Source organism: Pseudoalteromonas distincta, from assembly GCF_005877035.1.
Lineage (GTDB): Bacteria > Pseudomonadota > Gammaproteobacteria > Enterobacterales > Alteromonadaceae > Pseudoalteromonas > Pseudoalteromonas distincta.
Genome location: NZ_CP040558.1, coordinates 3,514,883 through 3,541,578, shown reverse-complemented (window position 1 = coordinate 3,541,578; position 26,696 = coordinate 3,514,883). Strand labels below are relative to the sequence as shown.

The 26,696-nt window shown below is 39.4% G+C and carries 19 protein-coding genes, 1 pseudogene and 1 riboswitch; of the genes and pseudogenes, 7 read left to right on the top strand and 13 right to left on the bottom strand.

The window, feature by feature from the left end; all coding sequences use genetic code 11:
• Positions 1 to 38: 38 nt before the first annotated feature.
• Positions 39 to 242: pseudogene (locus FFU37_RS15905) on the bottom strand (HTH domain-containing protein); the annotation flags it as partial.
• A gap of 239 nt (positions 243 to 481) precedes the next feature.
• Between FFU37_RS15905 and FFU37_RS15900 the strand changes: the two are divergent.
• Positions 482 to 3,460: a DUF3857 domain-containing transglutaminase family protein gene (locus tag FFU37_RS15900; RefSeq protein ID WP_138489900.1), complete on the top strand. Its 2,979-nt coding sequence runs from the start codon at positions 482 to 484 to the stop codon at positions 3,458 to 3,460.
• 287 nt (positions 3,461 to 3,747) lie between these two features.
• On the opposite strand, the gene FFU37_RS15895 is transcribed toward FFU37_RS15900, so the two are convergent.
• The 5 genes from FFU37_RS15895 to FFU37_RS15875 are packed head-to-tail and all read right to left on the bottom strand — an operon-like array spanning position 3,748 to position 8,386.
• Positions 3,748 to 4,404, bottom strand: coding sequence for a 3-oxoacid CoA-transferase subunit B (locus FFU37_RS15895; protein ID WP_138489899.1), 657 nt, complete (start codon positions 4,402 to 4,404; stop codon positions 3,748 to 3,750).
• Positions 4,404 to 5,123 carry a CoA transferase subunit A gene (locus FFU37_RS15890; protein ID WP_138489898.1) on the bottom strand — a complete coding sequence of 240 codons (720 nt, stop codon included), beginning with the start codon at positions 5,121 to 5,123 and terminating at the stop codon, positions 4,404 to 4,406. Before FFU37_RS15890 ends, FFU37_RS15895 begins: the two co-directional genes overlap by 1 nt.
• 9 nt (positions 5,124 to 5,132) lie before the next feature.
• Positions 5,133 to 5,894, bottom strand: coding sequence for a 3-hydroxybutyrate dehydrogenase (locus FFU37_RS15885; RefSeq protein WP_138489897.1), 762 nt, complete (start codon positions 5,892 to 5,894; stop codon positions 5,133 to 5,135).
• 9 nt (positions 5,895 to 5,903) lie between these two features.
• Positions 5,904 to 7,076 (bottom strand): E22 family MetX-like putative esterase, encoded by a 1,173-nt coding sequence (locus tag FFU37_RS15880; RefSeq protein ID WP_138489896.1) that lies wholly within the window; start codon positions 7,074 to 7,076, stop codon positions 5,904 to 5,906.
• 8 nt (positions 7,077 to 7,084) lie between these two features.
• Positions 7,085 to 8,386: a GntP family permease gene (locus FFU37_RS15875; protein WP_138489895.1), complete on the bottom strand. Its 1,302-nt coding sequence runs from the start codon at positions 8,384 to 8,386 to the stop codon at positions 7,085 to 7,087.
• 288 nt (positions 8,387 to 8,674) lie between these two features.
• Here FFU37_RS15875 and FFU37_RS15870 point away from each other — a divergent pair, with 288 nt between their 5' ends.
• The gene (locus tag FFU37_RS15870) at positions 8,675 to 10,963 is read left to right on the top strand and encodes a TonB-dependent receptor (protein WP_138489894.1); all 2,289 of its coding nucleotides are present in this window, start codon (positions 8,675 to 8,677) and stop codon (positions 10,961 to 10,963) included.
• A gap of 100 nt (positions 10,964 to 11,063) precedes the next feature.
• On the top strand, positions 11,064 to 11,717 hold the full coding sequence (locus FFU37_RS15865) for a response regulator transcription factor (protein WP_138489893.1): 654 nt from the start codon (positions 11,064 to 11,066) through the stop codon (positions 11,715 to 11,717).
• A 22-nt stretch (positions 11,718 to 11,739) separates the two neighbouring features.
• Here the strand turns inward: FFU37_RS15865 and FFU37_RS15860 are convergent, their stop codons facing one another.
• Both FFU37_RS15860 and ylqF read right to left on the bottom strand, forming a co-directional pair.
• A complete protein-coding gene (locus tag FFU37_RS15860; RefSeq protein WP_138489892.1) occupies positions 11,740 to 15,189 on the bottom strand; it encodes a PAS domain-containing hybrid sensor histidine kinase/response regulator in 3,450 nt (1,149 codons plus the stop codon).
• A 440-nt stretch (positions 15,190 to 15,629) separates the two neighbouring features.
• The gene (gene ylqF, locus FFU37_RS15855) at positions 15,630 to 16,574 is read right to left on the bottom strand and encodes a ribosome biogenesis GTPase YlqF (RefSeq protein WP_004334981.1); all 945 of its coding nucleotides are present in this window, start codon (positions 16,572 to 16,574) and stop codon (positions 15,630 to 15,632) included.
• A gap of 91 nt (positions 16,575 to 16,665) precedes the next feature.
• On the opposite strand from ylqF, the gene FFU37_RS15850 reads away from it, so the two are divergent.
• Together FFU37_RS15850 and FFU37_RS15845 are read left to right on the top strand one after the other, a co-directional pair.
• Positions 16,666 to 17,202, top strand: coding sequence for a YaeQ family protein (locus FFU37_RS15850; RefSeq protein WP_024593828.1), 537 nt, complete (start codon positions 16,666 to 16,668; stop codon positions 17,200 to 17,202).
• Between the two features lie 183 nt (positions 17,203 to 17,385).
• Complete coding sequence (locus FFU37_RS15845; RefSeq protein ID WP_004334986.1) at positions 17,386 to 17,991, top strand: alpha/beta fold hydrolase; 606 nt, start codon at positions 17,386 to 17,388, stop codon at positions 17,989 to 17,991.
• Here FFU37_RS15845 and FFU37_RS15840 read toward each other — a convergent pair.
• Entirely contained in the window at positions 17,988 to 18,197 is a 210-nt protein-coding gene (locus FFU37_RS15840) for a hypothetical protein (protein WP_024597139.1), read from the bottom strand. The two genes, FFU37_RS15845 and FFU37_RS15840, sit on opposite strands and share 4 nt — an antisense overlap.
• Before the next feature lie 334 nt (positions 18,198 to 18,531).
• Between FFU37_RS15840 and FFU37_RS15835 the strand changes: the two genes are divergently transcribed.
• Positions 18,532 to 19,005 (top strand): Dps family protein, encoded by a 474-nt coding sequence (locus FFU37_RS15835; protein ID WP_004334993.1) that lies wholly within the window; start codon positions 18,532 to 18,534, stop codon positions 19,003 to 19,005.
• A 283-nt stretch (positions 19,006 to 19,288) separates the two neighbouring features.
• Here the strand turns inward: FFU37_RS15835 and FFU37_RS15830 are convergent, their stop codons facing one another.
• The gene (locus FFU37_RS15830; RefSeq protein WP_138489891.1) at positions 19,289 to 22,231 is read right to left on the bottom strand and encodes a TonB-dependent receptor domain-containing protein; all 2,943 of its coding nucleotides are present in this window, start codon (positions 22,229 to 22,231) and stop codon (positions 19,289 to 19,291) included.
• A 238-nt stretch (positions 22,232 to 22,469) separates the two neighbouring features.
• On the opposite strand from FFU37_RS15830, the gene FFU37_RS15825 reads away from it, so the two are divergent.
• Positions 22,470 to 23,222, top strand: a complete 753-nt coding sequence (locus FFU37_RS15825) for a LytR/AlgR family response regulator transcription factor (RefSeq protein ID WP_004334999.1) — start codon at positions 22,470 to 22,472, stop codon at positions 23,220 to 23,222.
• 22 nt (positions 23,223 to 23,244) lie between these two features.
• Here the strand turns inward: FFU37_RS15825 and FFU37_RS15820 are convergent, their stop codons facing one another.
• The 3 genes from FFU37_RS15820 to FFU37_RS15810 form a co-directional block, all read right to left on the bottom strand.
• On the bottom strand, positions 23,245 to 23,643 hold the full coding sequence (locus FFU37_RS15820) for a hypothetical protein (RefSeq protein ID WP_033020977.1): 399 nt from the start codon (positions 23,641 to 23,643) through the stop codon (positions 23,245 to 23,247).
• Positions 23,644 to 23,703: 60 nt separating this feature from the next.
• The gene (locus tag FFU37_RS15815; protein ID WP_138489890.1) at positions 23,704 to 25,779 is read right to left on the bottom strand and encodes a S9 family peptidase; all 2,076 of its coding nucleotides are present in this window, start codon (positions 25,777 to 25,779) and stop codon (positions 23,704 to 23,706) included.
• 137 nt (positions 25,780 to 25,916) lie between these two features.
• A complete protein-coding gene (locus FFU37_RS15810) occupies positions 25,917 to 26,480 on the bottom strand; it encodes a hypothetical protein (RefSeq protein WP_004335009.1) in 564 nt (187 codons plus the stop codon).
• 96 nt (positions 26,481 to 26,576) lie between these two features.
• Positions 26,577 to 26,664: riboswitch (cyclic di-GMP riboswitch) on the bottom strand.
• Positions 26,665 to 26,696 lie beyond the last annotated feature (32 nt).

Sequence of the window (26,696 nt, the reverse complement as noted above, 5' to 3'; positions counted from 1 at the left end):
TTAATAGCGTTTAATACTTAAGTTTCAGATACACCAAGTTACTTCGCTATTTTATAGCAACGTTCAGGGCGGCCAATACTGCCGTAACTTTGATCCGCTGTTAACTTACCTGATTCAAGCAAATACTCTAAGTAACGGCGTGCTGTAGAGCGACTAACACCGACCAAATCGCCCATTTGCTGAGCAGTAAATGCAGTGGTTGCGTGCTTTATAAAAGCATAGTGTATTTTGCAAAGTAAAATGTGTGCCGAGCAATAAGACAAACAGCAAAGCCATTTTTAGAGATAATTAAATACCTTTATGCTTTCATTGTATTTATAACCCATGCCTATAAATAATAAGCTAAATTGAGCTGAACTTATTCATTATCATAATTATAAATATGTCGATGGATTCTATTAACATCTCATTGTCAAAAAAGCCTAAATTTGGTACATTATTCCTTCAATAGTATTTATAAAAACAACTATAAGACCCCACAATGAAATGGAACTTCCTTCGACTCAGCTCTTGGCTAATTGCACTTACCTTATTAATTTTCTCTCATAATATTTTTGCGCAGCAATATAAAATAGATAAACCAGCTAATTGGGTTAATACACATATTATTGAGCAACCCAAGCATTCCGACATAACCAAGGTACGTGACGGCACACTTTATTTGTTACTCGATAACCAATCCTATATACCGAGCAGGCAAAAACAGCAACGCTATACACGTTTGGTTATGAAAGCTTTAAATCAAAGTGGTGTTGATTATATAAGCCAGCTTAGTCTTGATTTTGATCCAAGTTACGAGTCGCTAACACTAAATAGCTTAACGATTATCAGAAATAATGAGCGCATTGATAAGCTTGGTAGCGCGAGAATGACGATTATACAGGGTGAATCTGAGTTAGCTGAGCGTATTTATAATGGTAGCTTATCACTCAATATTATTATTGATGATATGCGCAGTGGCGACATACTCGATTACAGCTACACAGTGACAGGCAGCAACCCTATATATGCTAATAAGTTTAGTACAAGACGCACGCTGAACTGGTCGGTACCCGTAGTGCAACAAAATATGCGTGTACTTTGGGGTAAACAAACGCCTTTACATATTAATACAATAAACGGCGCAGCTGATATTCAAGAAACGCTTAACAAATATGGCAAAGATTATTCTATAACTCTTTTTGAAGAACCTTTACTGGAGCAGAATTCTCAAACCCCAACGTGGTACGACCCATATACACAAGTTTATTTTTCTGAGTTTGACGATTGGGGTCAGGTAGTTAACTGGGCATATCCGCTTTATCAATCAGCCATAGAAACTCCAAGCAGCATTTTGGATATAGCTGAAAAAATAAAAGCAAAAAACACAAAAACATCAGATAAAATTGCAGCAGCACTGAGCTTTAGCCAAGACGAAGTTCGATATTTAGGGCTTGAAATGGGCACTAACTCGCATCAACCAACATCAGCTTCAGAAACGCTTTCGCTACGATATGGCGATTGCAAAGATAAAACAGTACTGCTTATCTCGTTATTAAAAGCGATGGATATAGAGGCCTTCCCTGCGCTAGTTGATACAGAGGAAACCAAACGTTTAAAAGAACTTCCACCTTCTGCAAGTGTATTTAATCACGTAATTGTTACGCTTAAACAAAACGGAAAACGCTACTGGCTCGATCCTACGGTTAGCTACCAACGAGGTACTCTCGAATATTTAGCACAGCCTGATTATGGCTATGCCCTAATTATTGATAAAGGTGAAACCACCTTAACTTCAATGGCGCAAAAACCTGTACATACAAATGTATCTGTAGAGGATAACTTTTTTATTGCTGAAAAAGTATCTGAGCCATCACGTTTTGAAACCCAGTACACTTATGCTGAATTTGAAGCAATTCACCGAAGAAACAATATAGCCAGCAGTGGTCTAAATAGCGTTGCTAAATCTTATTTCGAGTATTACCAAGGCTTTTTAAATGGCTTATCAATCAATGAAGCAATGGCAATTAGTGAGCAAGAAAAAACGGGCAAACTAATAACCAAAGAATCGTATTTAATTAGTGAATTTTGGGAAAAAACAGACGAAGGCTACGAAGCTAGTTTTTATGCGAGTGAAATACAAAATAGCGTTTACGAACCAAAGCAGGTAAATCGTACCGACCCACTTTACTTTGACTACCCCAATATAATTAACACCACAATAAAACTACATTTTGCAGAAAAAGGTTGGGGATTTGATAGCGATCAAGAAGAAATTGACAACGACTACTTCAATCTAAAAACAACTACTGAATTTAATGATAATGTTTTAACACTGAGCTATAACTATTACGCAAAACAAGATCATATTAAAGCGGATCAAATAGATGATTATTTAGCACAGCGTAAAAAGTTAATATCAGCAACTCATTACCCTATTCTAAAATATGCAAAGGCGAGCGAAACGCCTCAAACAACAGCTGATGTGCTAGATAGCTTTGGTTATAGCTGGCTTAAATATCTGTTGGCTGGCTATATTTTAGTGCTCATATTCTTTTTCGCCGATTGGCGATTAGAGTCAGCAAAAAAAGTTAAATTTGAAGATAGTCCATTTTATGCTGTATCTGTAAGTAAGTTTATTATTTACAGTATTTTAAGTTTAGGCATATTTGTTAACTACTGGAGTTATCGTAACTTTAAGGCCATTAAAGAGCGCGATAACTCAAGTATTATGCCTATTGCTCGAGGTATATTTGCATTTTTATGGTATTACCCTTTGTATCGCGCACTTGCACAGCACAGCCAACAACAGTTAAACAAAAATAGAGTAATGCCTAACTGGACTGCCTTAACACTCTGGCTAATGGTACTTGCCAGCGCCTTTGCTTATCGTATGGACGAATACGCAACCATAGTGATTTGTATAATGCCATTTTTATGGTTGCCCCTAGTTAGTTACATTGAGCAAACCGATATAAGTAAAGAAGCCCTACATCACAACTCGCACTGGCGAATTAGACAGTATTTAATCTCGCTTGCGTTTGCACCTCTATTATTTTTGGGCGTACTTCAAGAAGTAAATATTTTACCCAATGCTGCAATTATAAAAGGCGATAGTTTATGGCCTTACCAAGTACACTTTTTAAAACGTAATCGCCTAACACCTGAAAACGAAGAAATACTCTATTTTTATAGCGATGCAGTATTTGATTACCGAGAAGACGGTAACGGAATAACCGAGAACTATATTTTTAGTTACTACAAAAACGATGACGGTAAGCTTGAATCAGATCTTAGTCACTTTAAAGACATAGAAAAAATAGAAACCACATACGGTAAAACCAAACTTGATAACACAAGCATTAAAGTAATAAAAACTGACGGTAGTGATTTCTTGCTCATTGTAGGGCGTCTAAACAAGCAGGATAAAGTACTAGTGGAGCAGATTAATTTACGTATAACAGCAAATAAAGTGCGTTAGTGGCTTAAAATATCCAGTTAAGTACGAATATTTTTAGCCATAAATTAAAGGCTGTTGATCTTTAGGGGCTAAGGTTTTACAAGAGACTATTTAATTTTATGTCAAAGCAGTAGCTGTCTTGGGTGGCGATAAAATCATTCCTAGCTTGAATTAATTTTAACTCTGAAAGATCAATGCTTTTATAATAAAAATCCATATCAAATTATTAAATCTTGAATTTATAGTTTTTTAAGTTATAAAAAACCCGCAACAATGCGGGCTTAATTAATAACGACAGTAAGCTATTATTAAAATGTCATTTCAGGTGTGTTTTTAGGGATAATTAAACGCCCCTGTGTTTTAGCTTGAATTTCTTCTATGCTCACTCCGGGGGCGCGCTCTAATAAATGAAATACACCATCTTTAATTTCCAGTAAGGCCAAGTCGGTAATTACTTTATTAATACACCCCACACCGGTAAGCGGTAAGCTGCATTCACTAAGTAATTTTGACTCACCATGCTTGTTAGCGTGGGTCATGGTGCAAATAATGTTTTTTGCACCGGCCACTAAATCCATCGCACCGCCCATACCTTTTATCAATTTATTGGGAATCATCCAGCTAGCAATATTACCGTTTTGGTCAACTTCAAAGGCGCCCAATACGGTTAAGTCAACATGACCACCGCGGATCATCGCAAAACTTTCGGCTGAGTTAAAAATGGCTGCGCCAGTGGCGGCAGTAACGGTTTCTTTACCGGCGTTTATCATATCAGCATCGAGCGCATCGGCAGTAGGATACTGCCCCATACCCAGCAGGCCATTTTCTGATTGCAGCATTACCGCAATATTATCGGGAACATAGTTAGCTACTAAGGTAGGGATCCCAATGCCTAAATTAACGTAATAGCCATCTTGTAATTCCATCGCGACTCGTTTGGCGATTTGTTCACGTGTTAATGCCATTAGTTTGCTCCTAATTGCTTTGCTGCTTGGGTGGTCTCTTTTTCTATGCGTTTTTCAAACACCCCTTTTATAACCCGATCGATATAAATACCGGGAGTGTGTATTAGGCTTGGCTCTAACTCCCCAGGCTCTACAATTTCTTCTACTTCGAGTACGGTTATTTTACCTGTGGTGGCGGCCATAGGATTAAAGTTCATCGCGGTATGGCGATAAATACAATTACCAAAGCGATCCGCTTTCCACGCTTTTACAATGGCAAAGTCACCGATAATACTGTGCTCTAGTAAGTAATCTCGACCATTAATATTACGTGTCTCTTTACCCTCAGCCACTGGTGTGCCTACTCCAGTGGCGGTATAAAAAGCAGGAATACCCGCGCCACCAGCGCGCATTTTTTCAGCCAGTGTACCTTGTGGAGTAAGCTCTACATCTAGCTCACCACTGAGTAGTTGCTGTTCAAACAAGGAATTTTCACCCACATACGAGGCCACCATTTTGCATATTTGTTTATCCTCTAGTAACACGCCTAAACCAAAACCATCTACGCCACAGTTATTAGACACCACAGTTAAATTGCAAATACCTTGGCGTTTAATTTGGCCAATAAGTCCCTCCGGTATACCGCACAAGCCAAAACCACCGGCAATCACTGTCATGCCATCCTCAAGCCCTGCCATTGCTTCGCTGTAACTACTTACTACCTTATCGAATCCTGCCATTGTTAGCTCCTATTGTGCGGTCCAGCCGCCATCTATTGCTATCGCTTGTGCGGTAATGTTTCGCGCCGCATCAGCCATTAAAAAGGTTACCGTATGGTGTATTTCATCTAAACCAATAAATGCTTTTTTAGGCATGGGTGCTAGCATAATAGTATCGATTACTTGTTGCTCAGATAAGTTATGCTCTTTGGCTTGTGCGGCAATTTGCTGCTCTATCAGCGGTGTTTTTACATACGCAGGGCACACGGTATTAATGGTTATATTGGCATCCCCTGTTTCAAGCGCTATGGTTTTACTAAAGCCAATTAAGCCATGTTTGGCGGCCACATAAGCCGACTTATATTTAGAGGCTACTATGGCATGAATAGAGCCAATATTAATAATTCGGCCAAAATCTTGTTCGCGCATTTTAGGCAATACCGCTTGGGTCATCATTGCAGGCCCAACTAACATTACTTGCTGCAAAAATTGCCATTTATCAGCCGGAAATTCCTCAAGCTTTGCTACGTGCTGAAGGCCGGCATTATTTATAAGCACATCAACAGCTTGCGATAACTGATTAAAAAAAGCGGTAATTGCCTCGCTGTCGGCCACATTTAATGCATAACCTTGGGCTTTTCCGCCATTAGTAACAATACCCTCTGCCGCTTCTTTTGCGTGCGCTGCATTTAGGTCGGTTACTATAATATGATGACCCGCTGCTGCTAATTGCTTTGCTATATATAAGCCAATACCGCTGGCGGCACCGGTTATTAAAATTGTTTTGCTCATGCAAGCCTCCTAGTTGGCTAAAAACTCACTAATTTGCTGCGCTTTAGGCGAAATTGAAAACAGCCCATCTAAATGGCCCCAACCACCCGCAATTTCAGAAATAGTGACCTCTTTACCTAGTTCATCCATTATTGAGTCCATTTTGCGGACATTTTCGGGGCGTAGTAATAAATCATTAGTGGCAGGTAGCAATAAGGTTTTTGCCTGCACCTTTTTTAGGGCATCAGTTAAATTGGCTGATCTACCTGCGGTAAATAACTGCGATGCTCGCACTAAGTACAAAACATGGTTTGCATCTTGTAGCTTAGCTTTTGCTAATGCTCTAGCCTCTAAAACCTGGTTTACTTTTGGTAAGGTACGAATATCTTGCAGTGCGCCGTCATCTAGCACCTCAAAATTAGGGAAACTGGCGTTATAAATAAGCGGATGCATAGCATCTTGAGTAATGTTTAGTAGCGTAGCGGTAAGCCCTGCAAGTGGTCGTTCTTTATTATAGTAATTACCTTGCTGCCAGTTTTTATCTAAACGAATTGGCATGGCCCATTTTTCTAGTGCCGACACAGTCCATGCATCCATGGTTGCCGCACCAATTACATGTACCAAGCGCTCTACTTGTTCTGGGTAACGTACCGCCCACTCCAGTGCCTGAAACGATCCCATTGAGGCACCTATTACGGCATGCAGTTTATTAATACCTAAACTATCGAGTAAGCGTTTTTGCACTTCAACAAAATCAGTAATTGTCACTACCGGAAAGTCTAACCCGTAAGGTTTATTTGTTTTAGGATTTATAGAAGCTGGCCCCGTGGTAATTACATTAGGATCATGCCAGTTTGCATTGACCAAAGTGTCTGAGCTAATTACAAAATATTTATTAGTGTCGATTGCTTTACCTGGGCCGATTAACGCATCCCAATAACCGGCAAGTGCATCATCAGCTCTGTATTTACCTGCGGCGTGTGACGTGCCCGAAAAATAATGAGTAATTAAAATAACGTTATCTTTATTTTTATTTAATTTACCGTAACTTTCCCAGCCTACGTCTACTTTTGGCAAAGTAGCCCCCGACACAGTTGTAAAATCTTCAGTGGTAAAATGCTGCTTTTTCACCAATATTGTTTCGCTATAAACGGCGTTACTTAACAACAATATAAATAGGAGCAATATAATTTTAATTTTCATGATTCATCCTAAAAGAAAATAAATAAACACAAAGCAAGCACTACGCCTACTACAGGCACCACTCCCGTAAGAGCAGCCATAGACCAATAGGCACGTTGATGGGTTTCTTTACAAATTGCACGTATGGTCGTAACTACATAACCATTATGCGGGAGGGTATCGAGCGCACCAGAACTAATCGCAACCACTCTATGTAACTGCTCAGGATTAACACCCATATCTAAATATTGCGGAGCGACAAGTGGCAATGCGATAGCTTGCCCGCCCGATGCAGAACCGGTAAGCCCTGCAATCACACTCACGGCCACTGCCGCACCGACTAATTCATTACCTGGCATGTGAGTCATTGCATCTACCGCCGCTGTAAAAGCAGGCGATACTTTAGCTACAGCGCCAAACCCAACAACCGCAGCAGTATTACCAATAGCCACTAAAGCCCCTGTAGTACCTACATTTATTGCAGCCGACATATTATAAAAGTATTTATAATTAATAATGACAATACTTAAAACACCACCTAATAACGCAACTATTAATGCCGTTTGCTGTAACACATCGTGTAAAAAAAACGACAGGAGTAAAACAACAAATAAAGGTATAACGCCTGTTGTTGGGTGTGGGCGCTTTCGCTCAAGCAATACAGGGTCATCTTCGCGTGCTTCAAAACACTCGCCTTTTGCAATAGCTTTTTTTATCATTTTATTTAGCCAGTAATAGCCTACTGTCGCCATAAATACAGCTACAACTAAACTTACTTCCCACGCAGCATAAGGTGAGGTTCCAAGGTATTTGACCGGTATCCAGTTTTGTATTTCAGGTGAACCTGCAGAGGTCATTGTAAAAGTAACCGAACCAAATCCCAGGGTCGCTGGTATAAAGCGCCTAGGCAGGTTAGCGTCTTTAAATAAGCTCAGCGCCATGGGATATACCGAAAACGCGACTATAAATACACTAACTCCTCCGTAGGTTAAAACAGCGCACGCAATAACTACCGCTAAAACCGCATGCTTCATCCCTAACTTACCAACAATATAACTAGCTACACTATCTGCAGCGCCGGTATCTTCCATAAATTTGCCAAATAAAGAACCCAACAAAAACATAAAAAACCAGGCACTCAGAAAGCCAGCAAATCCATCCATATAAGCCGAAATAAAATTAACAGAGTCCGTTACCGGAAAAATCGCCATATTACTTGTAAGCGCCACAAGCAGTGCACATACAGGTGCGGCAATAAACAAATTAACGCCGCGTAGCGTTAAAATAATTAGCAGTACTAACCCGCCTAATAGTCCTATCATGCTCAGCATAGAGGTTCCTAATTTATTGTTATTACACGATGAGGTGACACGCGAGTAATATTTATAACCTTCATACTTGGTTACCTTGAGTGTTACTGCTATTGCCGCATAAATACATAACACTAAGGTACTATCCATTATAAAAAATAATATAACATCATGAATTCAAAAGGCTTTAAAGTAAAACTTTAACGTATAGCACTATGGTACTAATTCTATTTAAGGTGCAATCTTCTACAGTGAACTTAGGTGACGCGAGTTAAGCATTTTTGTGATAACAATAAATAGGAACACACTATGAATCAGCTCAAATACAAACCAACCTTACTCACTGTTGCAGTAGCACTGGCTATAACAAGCAGCTTTAATAGTGTTGCAGCAGAGAAAGCTACAGCAAAAAAAGGTGAACTAGAACGTATAGAGGTAACCGCTCGAAAAACAGTTGAAAACTTACAAGAAGTCCCTGTAGCAGTAACCTCAATAGGTGCGCAAGAACTTGCCGAAAATGGAATTAGCGTGATGACAGAAGTCCAGCAATTTTCACCTAATACGACTTTGCAAGCTAGCCGCGGTACAAACTCTACAATCACTGCTTTTATTCGTGGTGTAGGCCAACAAGACCCTCTTTGGGGATACGAACCAGGCGTAGGCATTTATATTGATGATGTTTACTTAGCTCGCCCGCAAGGTGCTGTGCTTGATTTGCTCGACGTACAACAAATAGAGGTTTTACGTGGCCCACAAGGCACGCTTTATGGTAAAAATACCATAGGTGGCGCTATAAAGTACGTGACCAAAGAAATGAGCGGTGATGCAACACTTAATCTCCAAGGTACGGTCGGTAGTTACAACCAAAAAGATTTAAAAGTGACAGGTCAACTACCAATTATTGATGAAAAACTTTATGTCGGCTTTGGCTTTGCTACTCTAAACCGAGATGGGTTTGGTGAGTTTTTAACATCTGCACTCGATAATCAAGACCGTGAGAACTACAATAAAGATGTTACTGCGGCACGAGTGACTCTTGAATACACGCCTACCGACGATCTATTTTTTAAACTCACATGGGATAAAACTAAAGACGATTCAAACTCAAAAGGGGGTTACCGACTATTACCAAGCTTATTAACTGATGCGCCAGTGCCTGATAGCAAGTACGATTCATACACCAGCCTTCCAACAAAAAATAACGTAGAACTTGAAGGCTACAGCTTCACTGCCCGCTGGGATGTAAGTAATAGCACCAGTATCAAGTATGTTGGCTCTAATCGCGACAGTTACTCTCCTACTAATATTGATTTTGATAACACCTCAATTCGTATCTTTGATGTGCCTGCTATTTATGATGATGAACAAACCACACATGAACTCCAGATAAACCACCAAGGTGATAATTACAAACTCGTATCAGGTTTATATTATTACGATGGTGAGTCTTGCGGCCAATTTGAAGCTATATTAGAAGAACTAGGTAAAAGCTTAGGTGCTGCTGGGCTTACCCGAGAAGTTAGCGGTTGTAGTAACTCAACCAGCAAAGCTGCTTACATACAAGGCACCTATGACTTTGACGAGCAATGGTCAATAACCCTAGGCGCTCGTTATACCCAAGATAGTAAAGAAGCAACTGTTAACAATGGCTTGGTGTTTGCTACGGTTTATCCAGAGTCTGGTTGGATACCAGGGTACGTTCGACCTGAAGGGCAACTTGTCCCTACTGTACTTGATGATAATGAAGACTGGTCGCGCTTTACTCCTCGTGCAGGTGTTGAATACCAGTACAACACCGACATTCTATTTTTTGCAAGCTATGCCCAAGGCTTTAAGTCAGGCACGTTTAACCCGCGTGCTACCGTAGCAGAACCAGCAGCAAAGCCCGAAATTGTAGACTCGTTTGAAATAGGAATGAAAAGCGAATGGAACGACAATCTTCGTGCAAACATTACACTATTTACTTTAGATCATAAAGACCGTCAGTATATTTCCGTACTACCGGGCGATGATGCATCTGATTTAAACCAACGACTAGGTAATATTGGCGAGTCAACATCAGACGGTATTGAAGTAGAACTTACCTACATTGCTACTGAATCACTCACTTTTGACGTCTCTTTAGGTTATATAGACAGCACCTTCGATAATGTTATTGATACCAACCCCGAGACCGGTGAAGCATTTGATAAATCAGACCGTTTTACTGTATCGAACACTCCCGACTTAACCTTCAATTTGGGTGCAACATATCGTTTATATACTGATATGGGTGACTTTGTATTTAATAGTAATTACTACCATAGAGGTGAGTATGCGTTATTTGAAGAAGACAGCCTACTAACCCAAGACAGTTACGGCTTACTCAATGCCGGCATTACCTGGTACAGCACTGACGGACACTGGAATGCAGGCTTATATGCTAAAAACTTAACGGACGAAGAGTATATGATAGGTGGTTATCAATTTGTCGCGCCCGATCCTTCAGATCCACAAAATGTGAGTAAGTACACCCCTGGACTTGGTGGCGATAATACCTTAATTGGCTATTATGGCGATCCACGTAGCGTGTCACTTACCGTTGGCTATCGATTTTAAATAATAGTAACTAGGTTTACACGACACCTTCCTCTTGTCGTGTAAGCCTTGTTTCATTTTTAAAAATCACTTATAAGTAAAGTACTTGGAGTAACTTTGGATGAGCGCAGTGAATACTATAATTGCCGATGACCACCCCCTATTTCGCAGCGCCCTACGACAAGCGGCAGCAACCTCTGTTCCTGAAGAATATATTAAAGAAACTAGCGATATAGAGGGCTTGTTTACATTACTAAGCGCGCACCCCGAGATAGAGCTCGTATTTTTAGATTTGACCATTCCTGGCGCCAATGGGCTGCAAGCTCTTTCGCAACTACGTAATCAATATCCTGACATATTGGTTATTATGGTATCAGCCAACGAAACACCCAGTATTATAAAACAAGCCATGACACTTGGTGCGTCAGGTTATATTCCTAAATCATCATCGCTCGATATAATAAGCCAAGCTATTGCCCATGTACTAAATGGAGATAACTGGCTCCCACCTGATATTGATTTAAACGACGTGCAAGTAAATGATGAGCAAAGCGAGTTTTCTAGTAATCTTGAAAAGCTAACTCCACAGCAATATCGTGTTTTGGCCATGATCGCCGAAGGGCTTTTAAACAAACAAATAGCCTTTGAAATGTCGATTCAAGAAACCACTATAAAACAACACGTATCTGCTATTTTACGTAAACTTAATGTATATAACCGTACACAAGCAGGCATTTTATTTGACCAATTATCACAAGTTGGTAAAACCGAATAAGTTGCATGTTAATGTAATCAACTTAAGTAAGGCGCTTAATCATTCGCTTAAGTGCGGGTGCTTTAAGAGGCTTGTAGAGCAATGGATAGCCCGCATCGAGTACCTTTTCTCGAATAACCTCATCATGATTAGCTGTGTTAACAATAATAGGTAAGTGGCAAAGCTTCGCTTTACGAATAACATCAAGGCCTGTTATTCCATCATCTAATTGATAGTCAATAATAAGTAATTGCGGCACTGGTAATTTAGCTTGTAATGCTTGTAGCTGCGCTAAACCTGTTGCGGTCGCTATATCGCATCCCCAGTTTTGTAATAATTGCTTGAGCGCATTGAGTACATTCTCGTCGTTGTCGATTAACCAAATACGTAACTTACCAAGCTCTGTTTCAGGGTTTTTCACTGTATTATTCATTTGGGTTGGCACTAAATCAGTGGCGCAAGGTAGGTTAAGTGTAAACTGCGTACCCTTACCAAGCTCTGAGCCCATCACTAAACTAATATTTAATAAGTCACAAATACGCTTTGTAATTGCAAGTCCTAAACCTAACCCTTCGGCATTAGGCTTATCGCCAAGTTGCTTAAACTCCTGATAAATTGAATGTTGATCTTTACTAGCAATACCTACCCCGGTGTCTTCTATTAAAATAGCCAATTGATCGCTTTCAACAAGCATTCTGAAGCGAATTTCACCATGTTGTGTATAACGAATTGCATTACTTAATAAGTTACGTAACACACGTCTTAATAAAGCTTTATCCGTTTTTACCATTACATTTTTTGATTCAACAATAAAACCCAAGCCTTTTTCATTTGCTAAAGCTTCAAACTCATTTTGCAAAGGTTCAACCAAGGATTTAATAGCAAACTCACCTAACTCTACTTTAAACGCACCTGCATCAAGCTTAGTTAACTCTAAAATACTCGAAAGCAGTTCTTCTGCACTGCTCAGTGAATTTTTAATATTCAGTGCAAGCTCTGCTAGTTCTGTATCTTGTGTTTTTTCGTTCATGAGTGAACAAAATAAACTCGCCGCATTGAAGGGTTGTAGCAAATCGTGGCTGGCCGCTGCAAAAAAACGTGTTTTACTTACCGTTGCCTGCTCAGCAACTTGTTTAGCTTGGGATAGTTGTTCGTTAGCTTGTGTTAACGCAGCTGTTCGTGCACTAACCTTTTCTTCTAAGCTAATATTGGCTTGTTTAAGCGCCTTTTGCTGCTTTACAAACTCACTTATATCGGTATACGTTGTTACAAAGCCACCATCAGGTAGTGGATTACCTTGCATTTCAAACACTCGACCATCGCTATGTAAACGCTGAAATTTATAGGCGCTACCAGTTTTTAAATATGCTAGGCGCTTACTTACCTCCACTTTTAAATTATGGGAACTAAACAACCCTCTCACTGCGTTATACCTAATGATTTCAGCTATTGGTCGACCAATGTAAAGTGCATCATCAGGATAATTAAACATCTGTTTATAGCCTTGGTTCCACGCAACAAGCTTTAATTCACTATCTACAACACTAATACCTTGCTGAATATTCTCGATGGTTGACTGTAATAAGTCGCGATTAAATTTAAGTACCTGGCTAGCTTCATCAACAAACTCTGCAACTTGCTCAAGAGGTTGACGCTGCTCATTTTTAGCCACATCTAAAATTAATTTAGCCGATGCTCCCCCTATTACTGCCGACATTTCTCGTTCAACAATTTGCTCTAAATCAGTATTAGCTGGTTGCTTCCATTTACTTTGATCAGCGGGAAAGTACTGTGCAACAAGTAACTGGCTTGCTTCTTTTTCAGCAAATCGCTGTAGCAAAGCTCCCAGATCTTCATAATTAAGTGGTTGTAATGCGGTATTTAAACGCGGTTCAAGTAACTGCGAAATAAACTTATTACTTTGTAAACGCTCAGCTAAAGACGCTTGGCTAAATAAAGGGACTAAAAAATATACCAAACAATTTGACCCAAGCGATAACAGTAATGCTTGAGTTACACTATCTAAATTTAAACCAAGCAAGTTGGTAGGGGCCAGCCATGCTATTTGCCAAGGCCCTTGACTAAGCCAAACCCCATCTATACCTAAGCCACTCGCTAAGCTCGGTATTAATAGAGTATACCCCCAAATAATAAAGCCGCTTAAAATACCAAGTTGAGCACCTTTACAGGTCGCTTGTCGCCACCAAAGGCCAATAATCATAGCGGGAGCAAATTGTGCAACCAAAGTAAATGACATCAATCCAACATTTGCAAGTGTATTACTCTCACCCAATACACGATGCGTAAAATAGCTAAGCAGTAATATGCACACAATCACTATTTTACGGGCGTGTAATAGATTGTTTTTATCAAGTCCTCGGCTACTTGAGTTGAGCTGCGAGCGCCTTAAAATAAACTGATTTATAAAATCATTGGTGATCATTACAGAAAGCACAATGGACGACACAATTACCATGCTTGTAGCCGCTGAAAAACCACCTAAAAATGCAAGTAATGTAATGCCGGCGTTGTTGCTCGCCATTGGGAGAGCCAATACAAAAGTGTCGTGCCCTACGTCAGTACCATTAAAGTAAACAAGGCCTGCGTAAGCAATAGGTAAAATAAATAGGTTTATTAGTAATAAATAAATGGGAAATAACCATCGAGCTTTGGCAAGTTCAGTATCGTTATTATTTTCTATAAAACCCATATGAAATTGCCGAGGCAAACACAACGTAGCTAAAACACCTAGTATCGTATGCGCAATATAAACATACACTGGGCTTTTAGTAGCTTGGACTTGTTGAGGTACATTTAATTGCTGCGCTTTTAAAAATAAATCACTGGGACTGTCAAAAATTACAAAGCACACATACAGACCCACCCCAATAAATGCGAGCAGTTTAACCACCGATTCAAACGCAATGCTAGCAATTAAACCCGGGTTATGCTCGCTCGGTTTTAACCTACGAGCACCAAATAAAATAGCAAATAAAGCAAGCAGCAACGTAATATAAAAGGTGCTATCAGCTAAAACCATATTGTTTTGTGTGGGCGCGCGATTGGTTAATAAATTAATACTTTGTGCGGTAGCACTCAACTGCAGTGAAATATACGGCACAATAGCAATCACAGAAATGAGCGATATCAAACCAGATAAACTAGAAGATTGACCATAACGGGTTGATATAAAGTCGGCCATTGAGGTTAATTTTTGTTGTCTACAAATATGGGCTATTCTGCCATAGAGCTGCCACCCAAAAATAAATAATAAAATGGTACCCGCATATGTAGGCGCTAACCACCAACCATTACTCGCAGCTTGCGCCGTCGTGCCATAAAAAGCCCATGAGGTACAATACACCCCCAAAGACAAACCATAAGTTAATCCTTTAAAAGGTAAAACTTTACGCTTATCCGCCCAGCCGGCAACCGCAAATAATATACCGAGATACGCCAGCGCAATTAAGCTAATAAACCAAATAGAAAACATATTTTTATTCTTATCGTATTTATTGATTACTTAATCAGCATAAGTGTTTTTACTAAAAATAGCAGCACCCACTTTAGTGCTAAGTTATCGTTTTAAAAGAGAATAAAAAACAAACTCATCAATAATAAGAATTATTTGCATTTAGCTGTTGACAGATAGTTAGATCTAACTGATAATCAATATCAACAAGACGGATTGCATACCACTTGTTAAGGAATGAATTGATTTGTTTCTCGACCCTGAAACAACGTGTGGCGCACGTAAACAGCTATGGTTACTTGTTATGAACCGCAACGCCCCTTGATGTTGATGATGAGTAACCGCCCTACTATTTTACTTGCTACATTGCTCATATCGGTGACGGTAGATATGAAACTAAAAAAGCCCTTACGGGCTTTTTTTATGTCTGTAATTTAGTTGGTTAAATTAAACTAAATCAATTAACGACGGTTTTTACGTGCGCGTGCTCGGCGTTGTTTTTTCTCTTCTTCTTTAGCTGCCTTTTTAGCTTCTGCTGCAGCGCGTAAACCAGCAACCATTACTTCTTCTTCCTCACGCATTTGCGGAGTTTCCATAGTAATACGGCCAATGATACCGTCGCGTAATTCGTTGATTAGTATTTCAGACATTTTGTATGTGTCTATTTGGTTACCACCACGAATACAGCCACGTTTTTTACCCGCCATTTCAACAAATTCCCAATCACTTTGTGGTAATTCATCTATTTTATAACGCGCTTTTAATAACTCAGGGTATGCACGCAATAGGTACTCAGCTGTGTAACTTGCTACTTCTTCATACTCAAGTGCTGTATCACGAATGGCACCGGTAGCGCCTAAGCGATAACCTGAGTTTTCGTTTTCTACTTTTGGCCACAACATACCTGGCGTATCGTAAAGCATAATACCGTCTTCAAGCTTAATGCGTTGTTGCGCTTTAGTAACAGCAGGCTCATTACCTGTTTTTGCAACTATACGCCCAGCCAATACATTAATTAACGTAGATTTACCCACGTTAGGAATACCCATGATCATGGCTTTAATTTGCTTATCTGCACCCACTTTATGCGGCACTAGCTTTTTACAAAGCTCATTAATACGGTGTACTTCAGCTGCTTTATCATGCCCAAAAGAAATCGCTTTAACACCGTTTTCTTGCTCAAAATAATCTTTCCAGATTTGAGTCATTTTAGGATCAGCTAAATCAGCTTTGTTCAAAATTTTGATGACCGGCTTACCTTCACGCAAGGTTGCCACCATCGGGTTTTCACTACTGTAGGGAATGCGCGCATCAAGCACTTCAATGATCACATCCATTTGTGGCATTATTTCTTTAATTTCATTGCGGGCTTTATTCATGTGCCCAGGGAACCACTGGATAGCCATTTTTAACTCCTAACGTATAATTAACCGCTATTTTAACTGGCAATTCATTTAATTGCGCTATACTGGCGCAAATTTTTTCAGATTAGTTGTTATGGCTCTTAAATCCACCATTATGAAAGTGCAGTTATCGCTTAGCGATATGGACCGCCACGTTTATCAAGATTTTAATTTAACCTTGGCTCAACACCCATCAGAAACCGACCAAAGGTTGATGATTCGCTTACTCGCTTTTGCGCTAAATAGCTGTGATGGTTTAGAATTTACTAAAGGGTTAAGTGCTGATGATGAGCCTGAACTTTGGCATGTAAGCTATAGTGAAGAAATAGAACTATGGGTTGAACTTGGGTTACCAGATGAGAAACGCCTTAAAAAAGCCTGTAATAAATCTAAAAAAGTGGTGCTGTATACTTATGGTGAAAACAATCAAGCAATTTGGTGGCAAAAACATCAACCTAAATTGTATGAATTTAAAAATCTAAGTATTTTTAGCCTTGATTACGCAGCAACACAAGCACTTGCTGCTTTGGTTGATCGTGGAATTAAGCTCGCCATTACCATTCAAGATGGTGAAGTATGGGTAAATACCGATACAACCAATATTGAAATAAAACCGCTACAGTTAATGTAATTACGGTAGTTATACCAATTGCATTAAATTAGTTATCTATTATAGCGACAAATAAATAAGTCGATAACAAGGCGAAAATTATGACATATAGTTGTTCTATATAAATAATTTTTAACGCAGGTAGCGGATTATTTAATACGCTAGAATGATCATGTTTTTAATAAAATTGGTATTAGGGAGCATATGAAAGTTAAACACGTTATTGTTTTACATGGCTTGTATATGTCTGGCTTTGTTATGCGCCCACTTTGTTCACGACTTGAAGAGTCGGGTATGACGGTATTAAACATTACCTACAATACGCTCGACCCTCACCGCGATACCATATTTGCACAAATTGATGAGTGTATTTCTAACGAACCTGCAGCGCTTGTATGCCACTCAATGGGAGGGCTGATTGCACGTGCTTATCTAGAGGCAAACTCTCCTGCTAGCCAGAATATTACGAAGGTAATTACACTGGGTACTCCACATAAAGGCAGCCATATAGCGCAAAAAATGAAGCAAAAAGGGTTTGAATCATTTTTAAAAAATAGTGTTGAGTTTTTGCTTACTAAAAATGGTAATTGGCCTTTTAAAGCTAAGCTTTATAGTATCGCAGGCGATTTACCTATTGGGCTTATGCCTTTAATAGTCAAAGGTAGCCAGTCAGATGGCACCGTATTACTAGATGAAACCAAACTTAAAGGTATGGCCGAACACAAAGTGTTTCATTTAAGCCATACCAGTATGATTTACTCGCGCCAAGTACTCGATTACATTTTAAAGTGCTTAAACGAGAAAGATTAATCCTCAGCATTGGCTGCTATTTTATAACTAATTAAAAATATCACAGCCAGTATCAGCGGAATGGGCGCCGCAATGTAACCAAAAAAATCTGAGTTCGCAAAGCTTGCTCCTGCTAAGTGCGCTACTAGCCCAAGCACAAATGCGATGACTGCAATTCCTACCACGATTAACTCTGCTTTATTTTGTTTCGCTGTTTTTGCATGCATGTTATCTCTCCTAATTATTTCGACAACATTATTATGCGCCGTTAGGGTGGATGATTTTTGACCTGCATCAATAAAAAAATAGCTAAGTTATTACCTTAAATAAAGTTTGTTTTAGATCATGATTTATATACTTCTGGGTTTTATTTATTTTTGAGGGGTAGTATTTTTATTAATCAGTCCCATTTCTATTAATAGTCTAAAGTGAATACAGGTATCAAAAACAGCTAATAGGTTAAAACTATTAACTAGATACATTTAAACGATTTTACTAATTTATCGAAATTAGTAATACTTATCACAAGTTCACAAACAAACGGTTATTCAGGAGCAAGTTATGTCACATGTAAACGCAATTGGTCTAAACAGCGCAAAAAGCGAAGACATCATAAAGTCACTCAATACATTATTGAGTAGCTACCAGATTCAATACATGAACGCGCGTGGCTTTCACTGGAATATTAAAGGCCGTAACTTTTTTGAACTACACGTTAAGTTTGAAGAAATTTATAACCTACTACTTCTAAAAGTAGATGAAGTTGCAGAACGTATTTTAACGTTAGATGGCGCACCTCTACATGCATTTTCTGATTACCTTGAAGTAAGTAAAATTAAAGAAGCTAAAGGTATTAGTGATGGTGTTACAGCCGTAGAAAACCTACTTGCTGGTTACAGTACATTAATTCACATGCAGCGTGATATTTTAAGCCAAGCTGGTGATGCAGACGATGAAGGTACAGCCTCACTAATGAGCGATTACATCTCAGAGCAAGAAAAACTGGTTTGGATGCTAAAGGCTTACTTAGACTAAACCAGCAAAAAAAAAGCCCTCAATGAAGAGGGCCACAAATAGGGATAAATCGTTAAATAATCAAGCGATTCGGTTACTATATTAGCCTCCCCCCCATACTAAACAACGCCCCTGTTACCAGTGGCGTTGTTTTGGGTTTAAGTGGGTGTAATGCTCATATATTGGGATAAACAATGTATAAGCATTACTACTACATTATTTTTCCCCATGAAAAAGCCCCAGCAATACTGAGGCTTTGTGAACGTTACTAATTAAGTAACTATATTAGTGTCGTTATTGTTGGTTAGAATTTACTTCTAAAACCTATGTAGAATGATTGACCAATTGGGTCATACGTACCTGCATCTGTTTCAGTACCAGTACTTGAACCGCTCACACCCGATAAAATGCGTGGTGGCTCTTTATCAAATAAGTTACTCGCACCAGCGTAAAGCTCTGTTGAATCGCTGATATGGTAACTTGCTTGAACATCATGATATGTCACTGAACCAATCCCTACTCCACCTGGAGCAATACCAAAACCACTTAAGAATTGATCATCAAAGTCTGCAGCGCCAATGTAAGTTAAGCTCCAGTTAAAATCAAAGTCGTTAAGTTTATAACCAAAGTTCCAGTTAGCTTTATGCTCTGATGCACCAATTTCTCCAGCAAACTCATCTTTATCAGCGCCTGGAAGTGGGATGCTATAACCATCAATTAGGTAAGTATAAGCAAGGCGAGTTCTAAACGCACCTGGGCCAATATCAGTAGAGTACGTTAGTGTTAAATCAACACCTTCTGTACCTAAACCACCACTGTTAGATACACCACTGTCAATAAACTCTAGTGAACCAGCACTATTATTACCTGATGGCGCACTACGACGAGTTACAAAGTCACAAAAGCTTGTATCGCCACCACCATAACATTGGTCAAGAATAAACTGACGAGGTGTTGATACGATTGCATCTGTAATTTCGATATCAAAGTAATCAAGCGTAATGTCTAGGCCTGATATTAGATTTTCTGGTGTAAATACTAAACCTACTGTAACAGAGTCACCAACTTCTTCTTTTAAATCTTGGTTGCCACGGTTAAAACCACTAATACCTTGTAAGTCAGACTGGTTAAGCGTGAACTCGCCATTTGAAGTGATATTAGTTGTAACACCAACATCTGTACGACAAGCATCACCTGCAGCACCACCGCCACTATTAGTAACACCTAAACATGGATCGTTTAAACCACTTGGGAAAGTTTGTGAAGGTGGAGAAAATAGTTCATCGATATTTGGAGCACGTGTTGAACGTGCACGGGTAGCACGTAAACGTAAGCTATCCATTACTTCCCAATCTACACCCACGTTCCAACTTTCAGTATTGCCTACTGTTGAGTAGTCAGACAAACGAACTGCTGCATTCATTGTTACAGAATCAAGCACGGGGATGTTTGCTTCTACATAATATTCAGTTACATCAAACGAGCCTTCTGTTGCTGGAATTGCATTACCCGCATTAAGGCCAGCTTGCTGTAGAGCATCAAACTCACTACGTGAGAACTCTTCACGGTATTCAAAACCAGCAGCGATACCTACCGTACCTGCCGGTAAATCAAATAAATCACCTGAAATATTACCACCAATGATTTCTTGCTCAACCGACGTTGAAAGTGAGCTAGGTGCACTTACAAAATCAATAGCACCTTGCGATAGCGAATTGAAACCGTAAATGTCTACCGGCGCACAGTTAAAGCCACGTGCTGTCGCATCGATACAAATAGCCTCATCAGTAATACCATCGCCATCTAAATCTTGGCTATCGATAACAGCCTCTAAACCTTGACGAAAGCTTTGTACGTTAACTAAACCACCAGAAACTTGCTGCTCTTTTGTTTTACCGTATACATAGTAAGTATCGTAGAACCAACCATCTGCTATTTCACCTTGAAAGCCTAGTGCTAAACGGAATGTATCACGCTCAGCTCGTGCTCCACGGTTACCGATATCACTTAAGCGCTTTGCAAAAAAGATATCACGCATACCATCACCATCGGTGTCGGTTGCTGCGTTATATATATCATCAGGTACAAATGCGTTACGCAATATTTCACCGTTTACATTAAATTCAATTGGTACTTGGCCATTTGCATAGATGTCGTCAGAGGCAAAAGGAAATGGCTCTAATTCAGAAACGGTTGTTGTTGCAGCGTAAGTACCTTCATAAAAAAAGCTATGCTTGTCGCTTAGCTCGTAGCTACCATTTGAGGCAAATAAGTAACGTTCTGTAGGTATCGCTATCGTACGTACGCCACTTCGGTTAAAACCATTTGCAGCTACGCCATCGCCACCGTTAGTACTAAACGAGTTTTGTAGGGTGTTTGCATCATTAAACGTAAATGTTTCATCCCCAGCGCTAAAGCGACCCTGTGGCGGAAATGAAGATAAAAATGGGCTTACAGCATCAAATACAGAGCCCGGGTTTGCTACTGGATCATCTTCAAAGAAGATACCTGAAAATTGGTCTACTGCCGAGCGGTCACGGTCACGTGAAAAAACAGCACCTTGATCAGAATACCCAAGATGGAACATCGCGTGCCCTTTCCCATCTGAGCTTGATAAGCCTGAGGTAAAGTTAAATTGGCGTGATTCATCATCGCCTTCGCTTGATTCACCATATTGGCCTTCGAATTCAATACCTTCAAAATCATCTTTTAGTACAAAGTTAACTACACCAGCAACAGCGTCAGAACCATAAACAGATGAAGCACCACCTGTCATAATTTCAACACGTTCGATGAATTGACTCGGAATAGTATTTAAATCGACAGCAGAGCTACCTGGTACACCTGATACATAACGACGACCATTCACTAAAACCAATGTGCGGTTAGAGCCTAAATTACGTAAATCAACAGTAGCAACACCCGCACTTGCGGTATTAAAGTTTGAGTTAGTACGGCTAATAGCTGGTGTACCAAATGCAGGGTTCTCTAATAATAAGTCTTGAATATTTAACGACCCTGATGCATCAATAGCAGCACTATCTACAACTTGAATAGGAGCCGATGACATTGCCTCAGCTGAACGAATTCGAGAACCTGTAACTTGTACGCGTTCTATTTTAGTTATTTCGTCATCTTCTGCTGCAACACCTTGAAATGAAAAGCTTGCAAGTATCGCGCTGCTTAGCGCAACTGTTAACGACGATTTTTTAAATAATCGCGCGCTACCTTTGTTAGTTAATGTCATATAATTCCCCTGAATTGTTATTTTTGTAACTAAATGGTTACTTCGCGGATTACAGTAAGGGGATTTATTTAAACACTCTACGGGCATTATTTATGAGGCGTAGTCTTTGGTACGAATAGCAGGTTTTATGGGATGAATCAGTACGTCACAATTATTTTATAAATATATTGTACTTTTCATAACAGTTTTTCCGCTAAGCACGGTCTTTATTATTATATACAGCAAGAGATATAAAATAATGATCGCTTCTTTTCATGCATTAACTTTTGTTAGTAACACTAAGTTTGCAACATTTTTAACAAAGCGTGTGCAAGATCACCGGCACTTTGAATCTCAATCTTTTCTTCAAACAAATAGATTAGATCAAATAGACACAGATCAATACAACGTACTGTTTTACGAACTAACCAACCTAGCTGACCCTATGCAAATAGTGCATTTAACTGAGCTTGCTAAAAAGCTGAAGTTAGTCATTATTGCTCAATCGGGACATTTTGCGAGTTTTGCCTTTGAAGTTGGCGCTGTAGATTTTTTAATATTAGATTCAACTGCATCACGTATTGATAAATGCTTTGATAAGCTGATTCACCTTTGCCCGATTGCAAGTGCGGCCGAACGCCAATACCAGCAAACCACACAAGCTGAAAAGCCATCATCACATATTGTGGTTAAAGATGTAGGTAAGGTAAGGCTAATTGATATCAATGATATTATTTGGATAAATGGCGCGGGCAACTATGTAGAGCTACATTTTACCCAAGGTAATACGCCGGTACTACATCGCGAAACCATGAAAAATATTGAACAACAACTAGAACCAGAAGGATTTGTTCGCATTCATCGCTCAACGCTGGTAAGAAAACAAGCTATTTGCGAACTGATGCCTACTGACAGTGGCGATTATAGAGTAAGGCTGAAAAACGATATGTGTTTAAACCTTTCACGGCGGTATAAAGGGTGTTTAGAGAGTATTATAAGCCCTCTTCAATAGCGGTTTATAATACTCATGTTAGTTACCAGTTCTGTTTTATATAACTGTCATTTGGGTGCACTAATAAATAGCTTTCGGTGTCTTTATAAAAATTAACTTCTACATCGCTATTTTTCCATACTTTTTCAAACATATTTTTAGCTATGATATTAATGTTTATATAATCAACTCGTTGATAGCCTCGTTCTTTTACACCGGCAAAATAGGCCTCTAATGAATCAAGGCCATCCAAAGTTAACAGCTCAAATTCTTTTAAATTAACAACCACAAACTTAATCGTATTTTCAGGATGAGTGCTCAACTCCTGAACAACGCCATTAGTCAACAGCATAATGCCTTCATTGTTAAAGCTCCCTTTCAATTTTAAATACATCTGAGGGGGCTGTGAACAAATTTGAAATTCACCATGTGCTCCAAACATAAATCGCCTTACATATATCAACTTCTATATATAGGATAATACAATTTTCCGATTTTGCAGTTAATTTAATAAAGCAATAAAAAAGGCCATTTCGAGTGCTTTTTCCTCTAAACTTTTAAAGCGACCTGATGCACCGCCGTGCCCTGCATCCATATCGGTTTTAAATACTAAAATATTACTATCAGTCTTAAGTTCACGCATTTTTGCAACCCACTTCATAGGCTCCCAATACTGCACTTGTGAGTCATGAAGACCGGTAGTAACGAGTATGTTCGGATAGTTTTGGGCGCGAATATTGTCATACGGCGAGTAAGCTTCAATTACATCATAAAACTGAGGCTCATTTGGATTACCCCATTCATCATATTCATTTGTTGTGAGCGGAATACTTTCATCAAGCATCGTAGTTAATACGTCTAAAAATGGTACATGACAGCCAACACCGCAATATAACTCTGGCGCTTGGTTTACAACCGCCCCCATTAATAAACCACCTGCACTGCCGCCTGAGGCAAATACCTTGCTGCTATCACAATAGCCTTGTGCAACAAGCGCTTTTGTCACATCAATAAAGTCACTAAAGCTATTTTGTTTATGCTCTTTTTTACCTTGTTCGTACCACTCGCGACCTAGCATTTCAGAGCCTCGAACATGTGCTATTACATAAACAAAACCACGATCGAGCAAGCTCAGCGATGAACTTGAAAAACTTGGATCAATCGTATAGCCATACGCACCATAGCCGTATTGAAATAACGGATTTGAGCCATCTTTTTTAAAGCAGTCTTTTCGATAAACAACTGATACAGGTACTTTAACTCCGTCGCGAGCAGTTACCATTAATCGCTCCGACTGATAGTCATCGGCATTAAAACTACCGAGTACTTTTTGCTGTTTAAGTAGTGTTTTTTCGCCAGTTGCTAAATCAACATCATATAAAGAGCCTGGTGTTGTTAAACTTGAGTAATAAATACGCGCAGTGCGTGTGTCTGGCTCTGGGTTCATTGCTATTGCAGCATAATAACAAGGATCGGCAAACTCAAGTGCCATACGATCCCCTTGCCTATTAACAACTACAAATCGAGCTTGCCCTTGCTCGCGTTCACTCAATACTAAAAAGTCATTAAATAACTCTACACCTTCAAGCAGTACATTTTCTCTGTGAGCTGTATGCTCAAACCATTGTGTTTTATCAGCAATTGTTTCGTTTGTTGCCGTCATTAATCTAAAGTTTTTAGCTTGCCAGTTAGTCACAATATAAAATGTGTCACCTAGCTTATCTACGTCAAACTCGTGGCCATCTTCACGTGGCGTTAATGCTTTAAATTCGCCAGTGGGCTTATTAGCATCAAGCACCCATGTATCGTTGGTCTCTGTCGATGCTAAATCAATAATAATTAAGCTTTCATCGCGGCTTTTACCAAGTCCCATAAAAAAGCTGCTGTCTTGCTCTTCGTAGACCATTACGTCTTGGCTTTGCTCGCTGCCAAGCTCATGCCTAAATACTTGGTATCCTAATAGCGTTTTTAAATCTTTTTTTACATAAAAAATAGTTTTATTGTCGTTAGCCCAAACAACTTGTCCTTCTGTATTTTCAAGTACATCAGGTAGCATTTCACCGGTCGCTAAGCTTTTAAAGCGAACATTATAAATACGACGACCTTCAGTATCTTCAGAGTAAGCCATAAGCTGCTCGCATGGGCTTAGTGCGACCTCTCCTAGCTCAAAAAACTCAAATCCTTCAGCTAATACATTCACATCGAGTAAAAGCTCTTTATTATCGGCCTTTATGCTCGTACTTCTATAATGACGCGAGTATTCATCATCACCACGAACTTCTGAGTGATACCAGTATTTCCCGTCTTTAACGGGTACCGAATTATCATCTTTTACAATGCGTGCTTTTAACTCTTCAAAAAGTGTATTTTGTAGTGGCTTCATAGCAGCTAACTGTTCATCGCAGTACGCATTTTCAGCATGTAAATGCGCAAGTACTTGCTCATCCTGACGATCGTCATCGCGCATCCAATAGTAATTATCGGTACGTATCTTATTATGAGTACTTAATGTATGGGCTTGCTGTTTAGCAATCGGGAAATTAGGTAATAAACTTAAAGAGTAGTCAGGACGAGACACAACAAAACCAATTAAAAAAATAATGTGATTTGCAGTTTATCATAAAAATAAAAAAGCCCATCCAATAGTTGGATGGGCTAAAACGGTAAACGCTTCATTACTAAAACCGCTATACCTTTGGGAAGATAATTTAAGCTTTATATTTGCTGCCAAGCCATAGCCCAGCTTTGCCCTACACCGGGTTCGAACATAGAATTATTATCGTCATTCGTGCGGCAAAACTCATTAAATGGCCAAGGCCTGCATTGATATACATGCCCAGTTTTTGGCTGCAATACCTTTGTACCCGCATTATAGTTTTCACAATTTTCAGGGTACACGTAATCATAAGTATCAAGGTTATTAACAACACGCTCATCGCATTTTGCAATACAATGAAAGTCGACGTGTGCTTTACATATACCACTGCTTTGCAAAGCAAAAATTTCATTATTTCTATAGGCTACAATTAAACCCTGTTCGGTCATTTTACCTGCGCTAACCAGAGGAACATGCACATTAATATGCTCGGCAACTAAACGTGGCCATGCGTGAGGCTCACCTTGCTCAAGCGAGGTGATCTTGTAATCAAATGATAAACTAACCAGCTCTCCTTGCATGTCGTAAAAGGTTACACTCACCACATCACCAATAAATAATTGGGTATGATGATTTAAGCAACCTATTGTTGACCACTTTCCACAGGCCAACGACGTATGCATAAACACGGCAACACCTTAAGAGTTACAAAATCTTATCCATACACTATGGATACACAAAAAATACACTGAGGGCAAGTGATACATAACAACACGTTATGCAGTAGTCCCGCTACCATAGCTTTTAAAAAGCCTTAGACCGGAAACTTTGCGTCCTAACCTTTCGGCTAGTTTGCCAGCAATGCGGCGATTATAATTCGACCCCGCATAACAATCAAA

Bases quoted from the DNA above. Each gene is read 5' to 3' on its own strand.
- FFU37_RS15900 (WP_138489900.1), top strand. From the start codon at position 482: ATGAAATGGAACTTCCTTCGACTCAGCTCTTGGCTAATTGCACTTACC.
- FFU37_RS15895 (WP_138489899.1), bottom strand. From the start codon at position 4,404: ATGGCATTAACACGTGAACAAATCGCCAAACGAGTCGCGATGGAATTA.
- FFU37_RS15890 (WP_138489898.1), bottom strand. From the start codon at position 5,123: ATGGCAGGATTCGATAAGGTAGTAAGTAGTTACAGCGAAGCAATGGCA.
- FFU37_RS15885 (WP_138489897.1), bottom strand. From the start codon at position 5,894: ATGAGCAAAACAATTTTAATAACCGGTGCCGCCAGCGGTATTGGCTTA.
- FFU37_RS15880 (WP_138489896.1), bottom strand. From the start codon at position 7,076: ATGAAAATTAAAATTATATTGCTCCTATTTATATTGTTGTTAAGTAAC.
- FFU37_RS15875 (WP_138489895.1), bottom strand. From the start codon at position 8,386: ATGCTGAGCATGATAGGACTATTAGGCGGGTTAGTACTGCTAATTATT.
- FFU37_RS15870 (WP_138489894.1), top strand. From the start codon at position 8,675: ATGAATCAGCTCAAATACAAACCAACCTTACTCACTGTTGCAGTAGCA.
- FFU37_RS15865 (WP_138489893.1), top strand. From the start codon at position 11,064: ATGAGCGCAGTGAATACTATAATTGCCGATGACCACCCCCTATTTCGC.
- FFU37_RS15860 (WP_138489892.1), bottom strand. From the start codon at position 15,189: ATGTTTTCTATTTGGTTTATTAGCTTAATTGCGCTGGCGTATCTCGGT.
- ylqF (WP_004334981.1), bottom strand. From the start codon at position 16,574: ATGGCTATCCAGTGGTTCCCTGGGCACATGAATAAAGCCCGCAATGAA.
- FFU37_RS15850 (WP_024593828.1), top strand. From the start codon at position 16,666: ATGGCTCTTAAATCCACCATTATGAAAGTGCAGTTATCGCTTAGCGAT.
- FFU37_RS15845 (WP_004334986.1), top strand. From the start codon at position 17,386: ATGAAAGTTAAACACGTTATTGTTTTACATGGCTTGTATATGTCTGGC.
- FFU37_RS15840 (WP_024597139.1), bottom strand. From the start codon at position 18,197: ATGCATGCAAAAACAGCGAAACAAAATAAAGCAGAGTTAATCGTGGTA.
- FFU37_RS15835 (WP_004334993.1), top strand. From the start codon at position 18,532: ATGTCACATGTAAACGCAATTGGTCTAAACAGCGCAAAAAGCGAAGAC.
- FFU37_RS15830 (WP_138489891.1), bottom strand. From the start codon at position 22,231: ATGACATTAACTAACAAAGGTAGCGCGCGATTATTTAAAAAATCGTCG.
- FFU37_RS15825 (WP_004334999.1), top strand. From the start codon at position 22,470: ATGATCGCTTCTTTTCATGCATTAACTTTTGTTAGTAACACTAAGTTT.
- FFU37_RS15820 (WP_033020977.1), bottom strand. From the start codon at position 23,643: ATGTTTGGAGCACATGGTGAATTTCAAATTTGTTCACAGCCCCCTCAG.
- FFU37_RS15810 (WP_004335009.1), bottom strand. From the start codon at position 26,480: ATGCATACGTCGTTGGCCTGTGGAAAGTGGTCAACAATAGGTTGCTTA.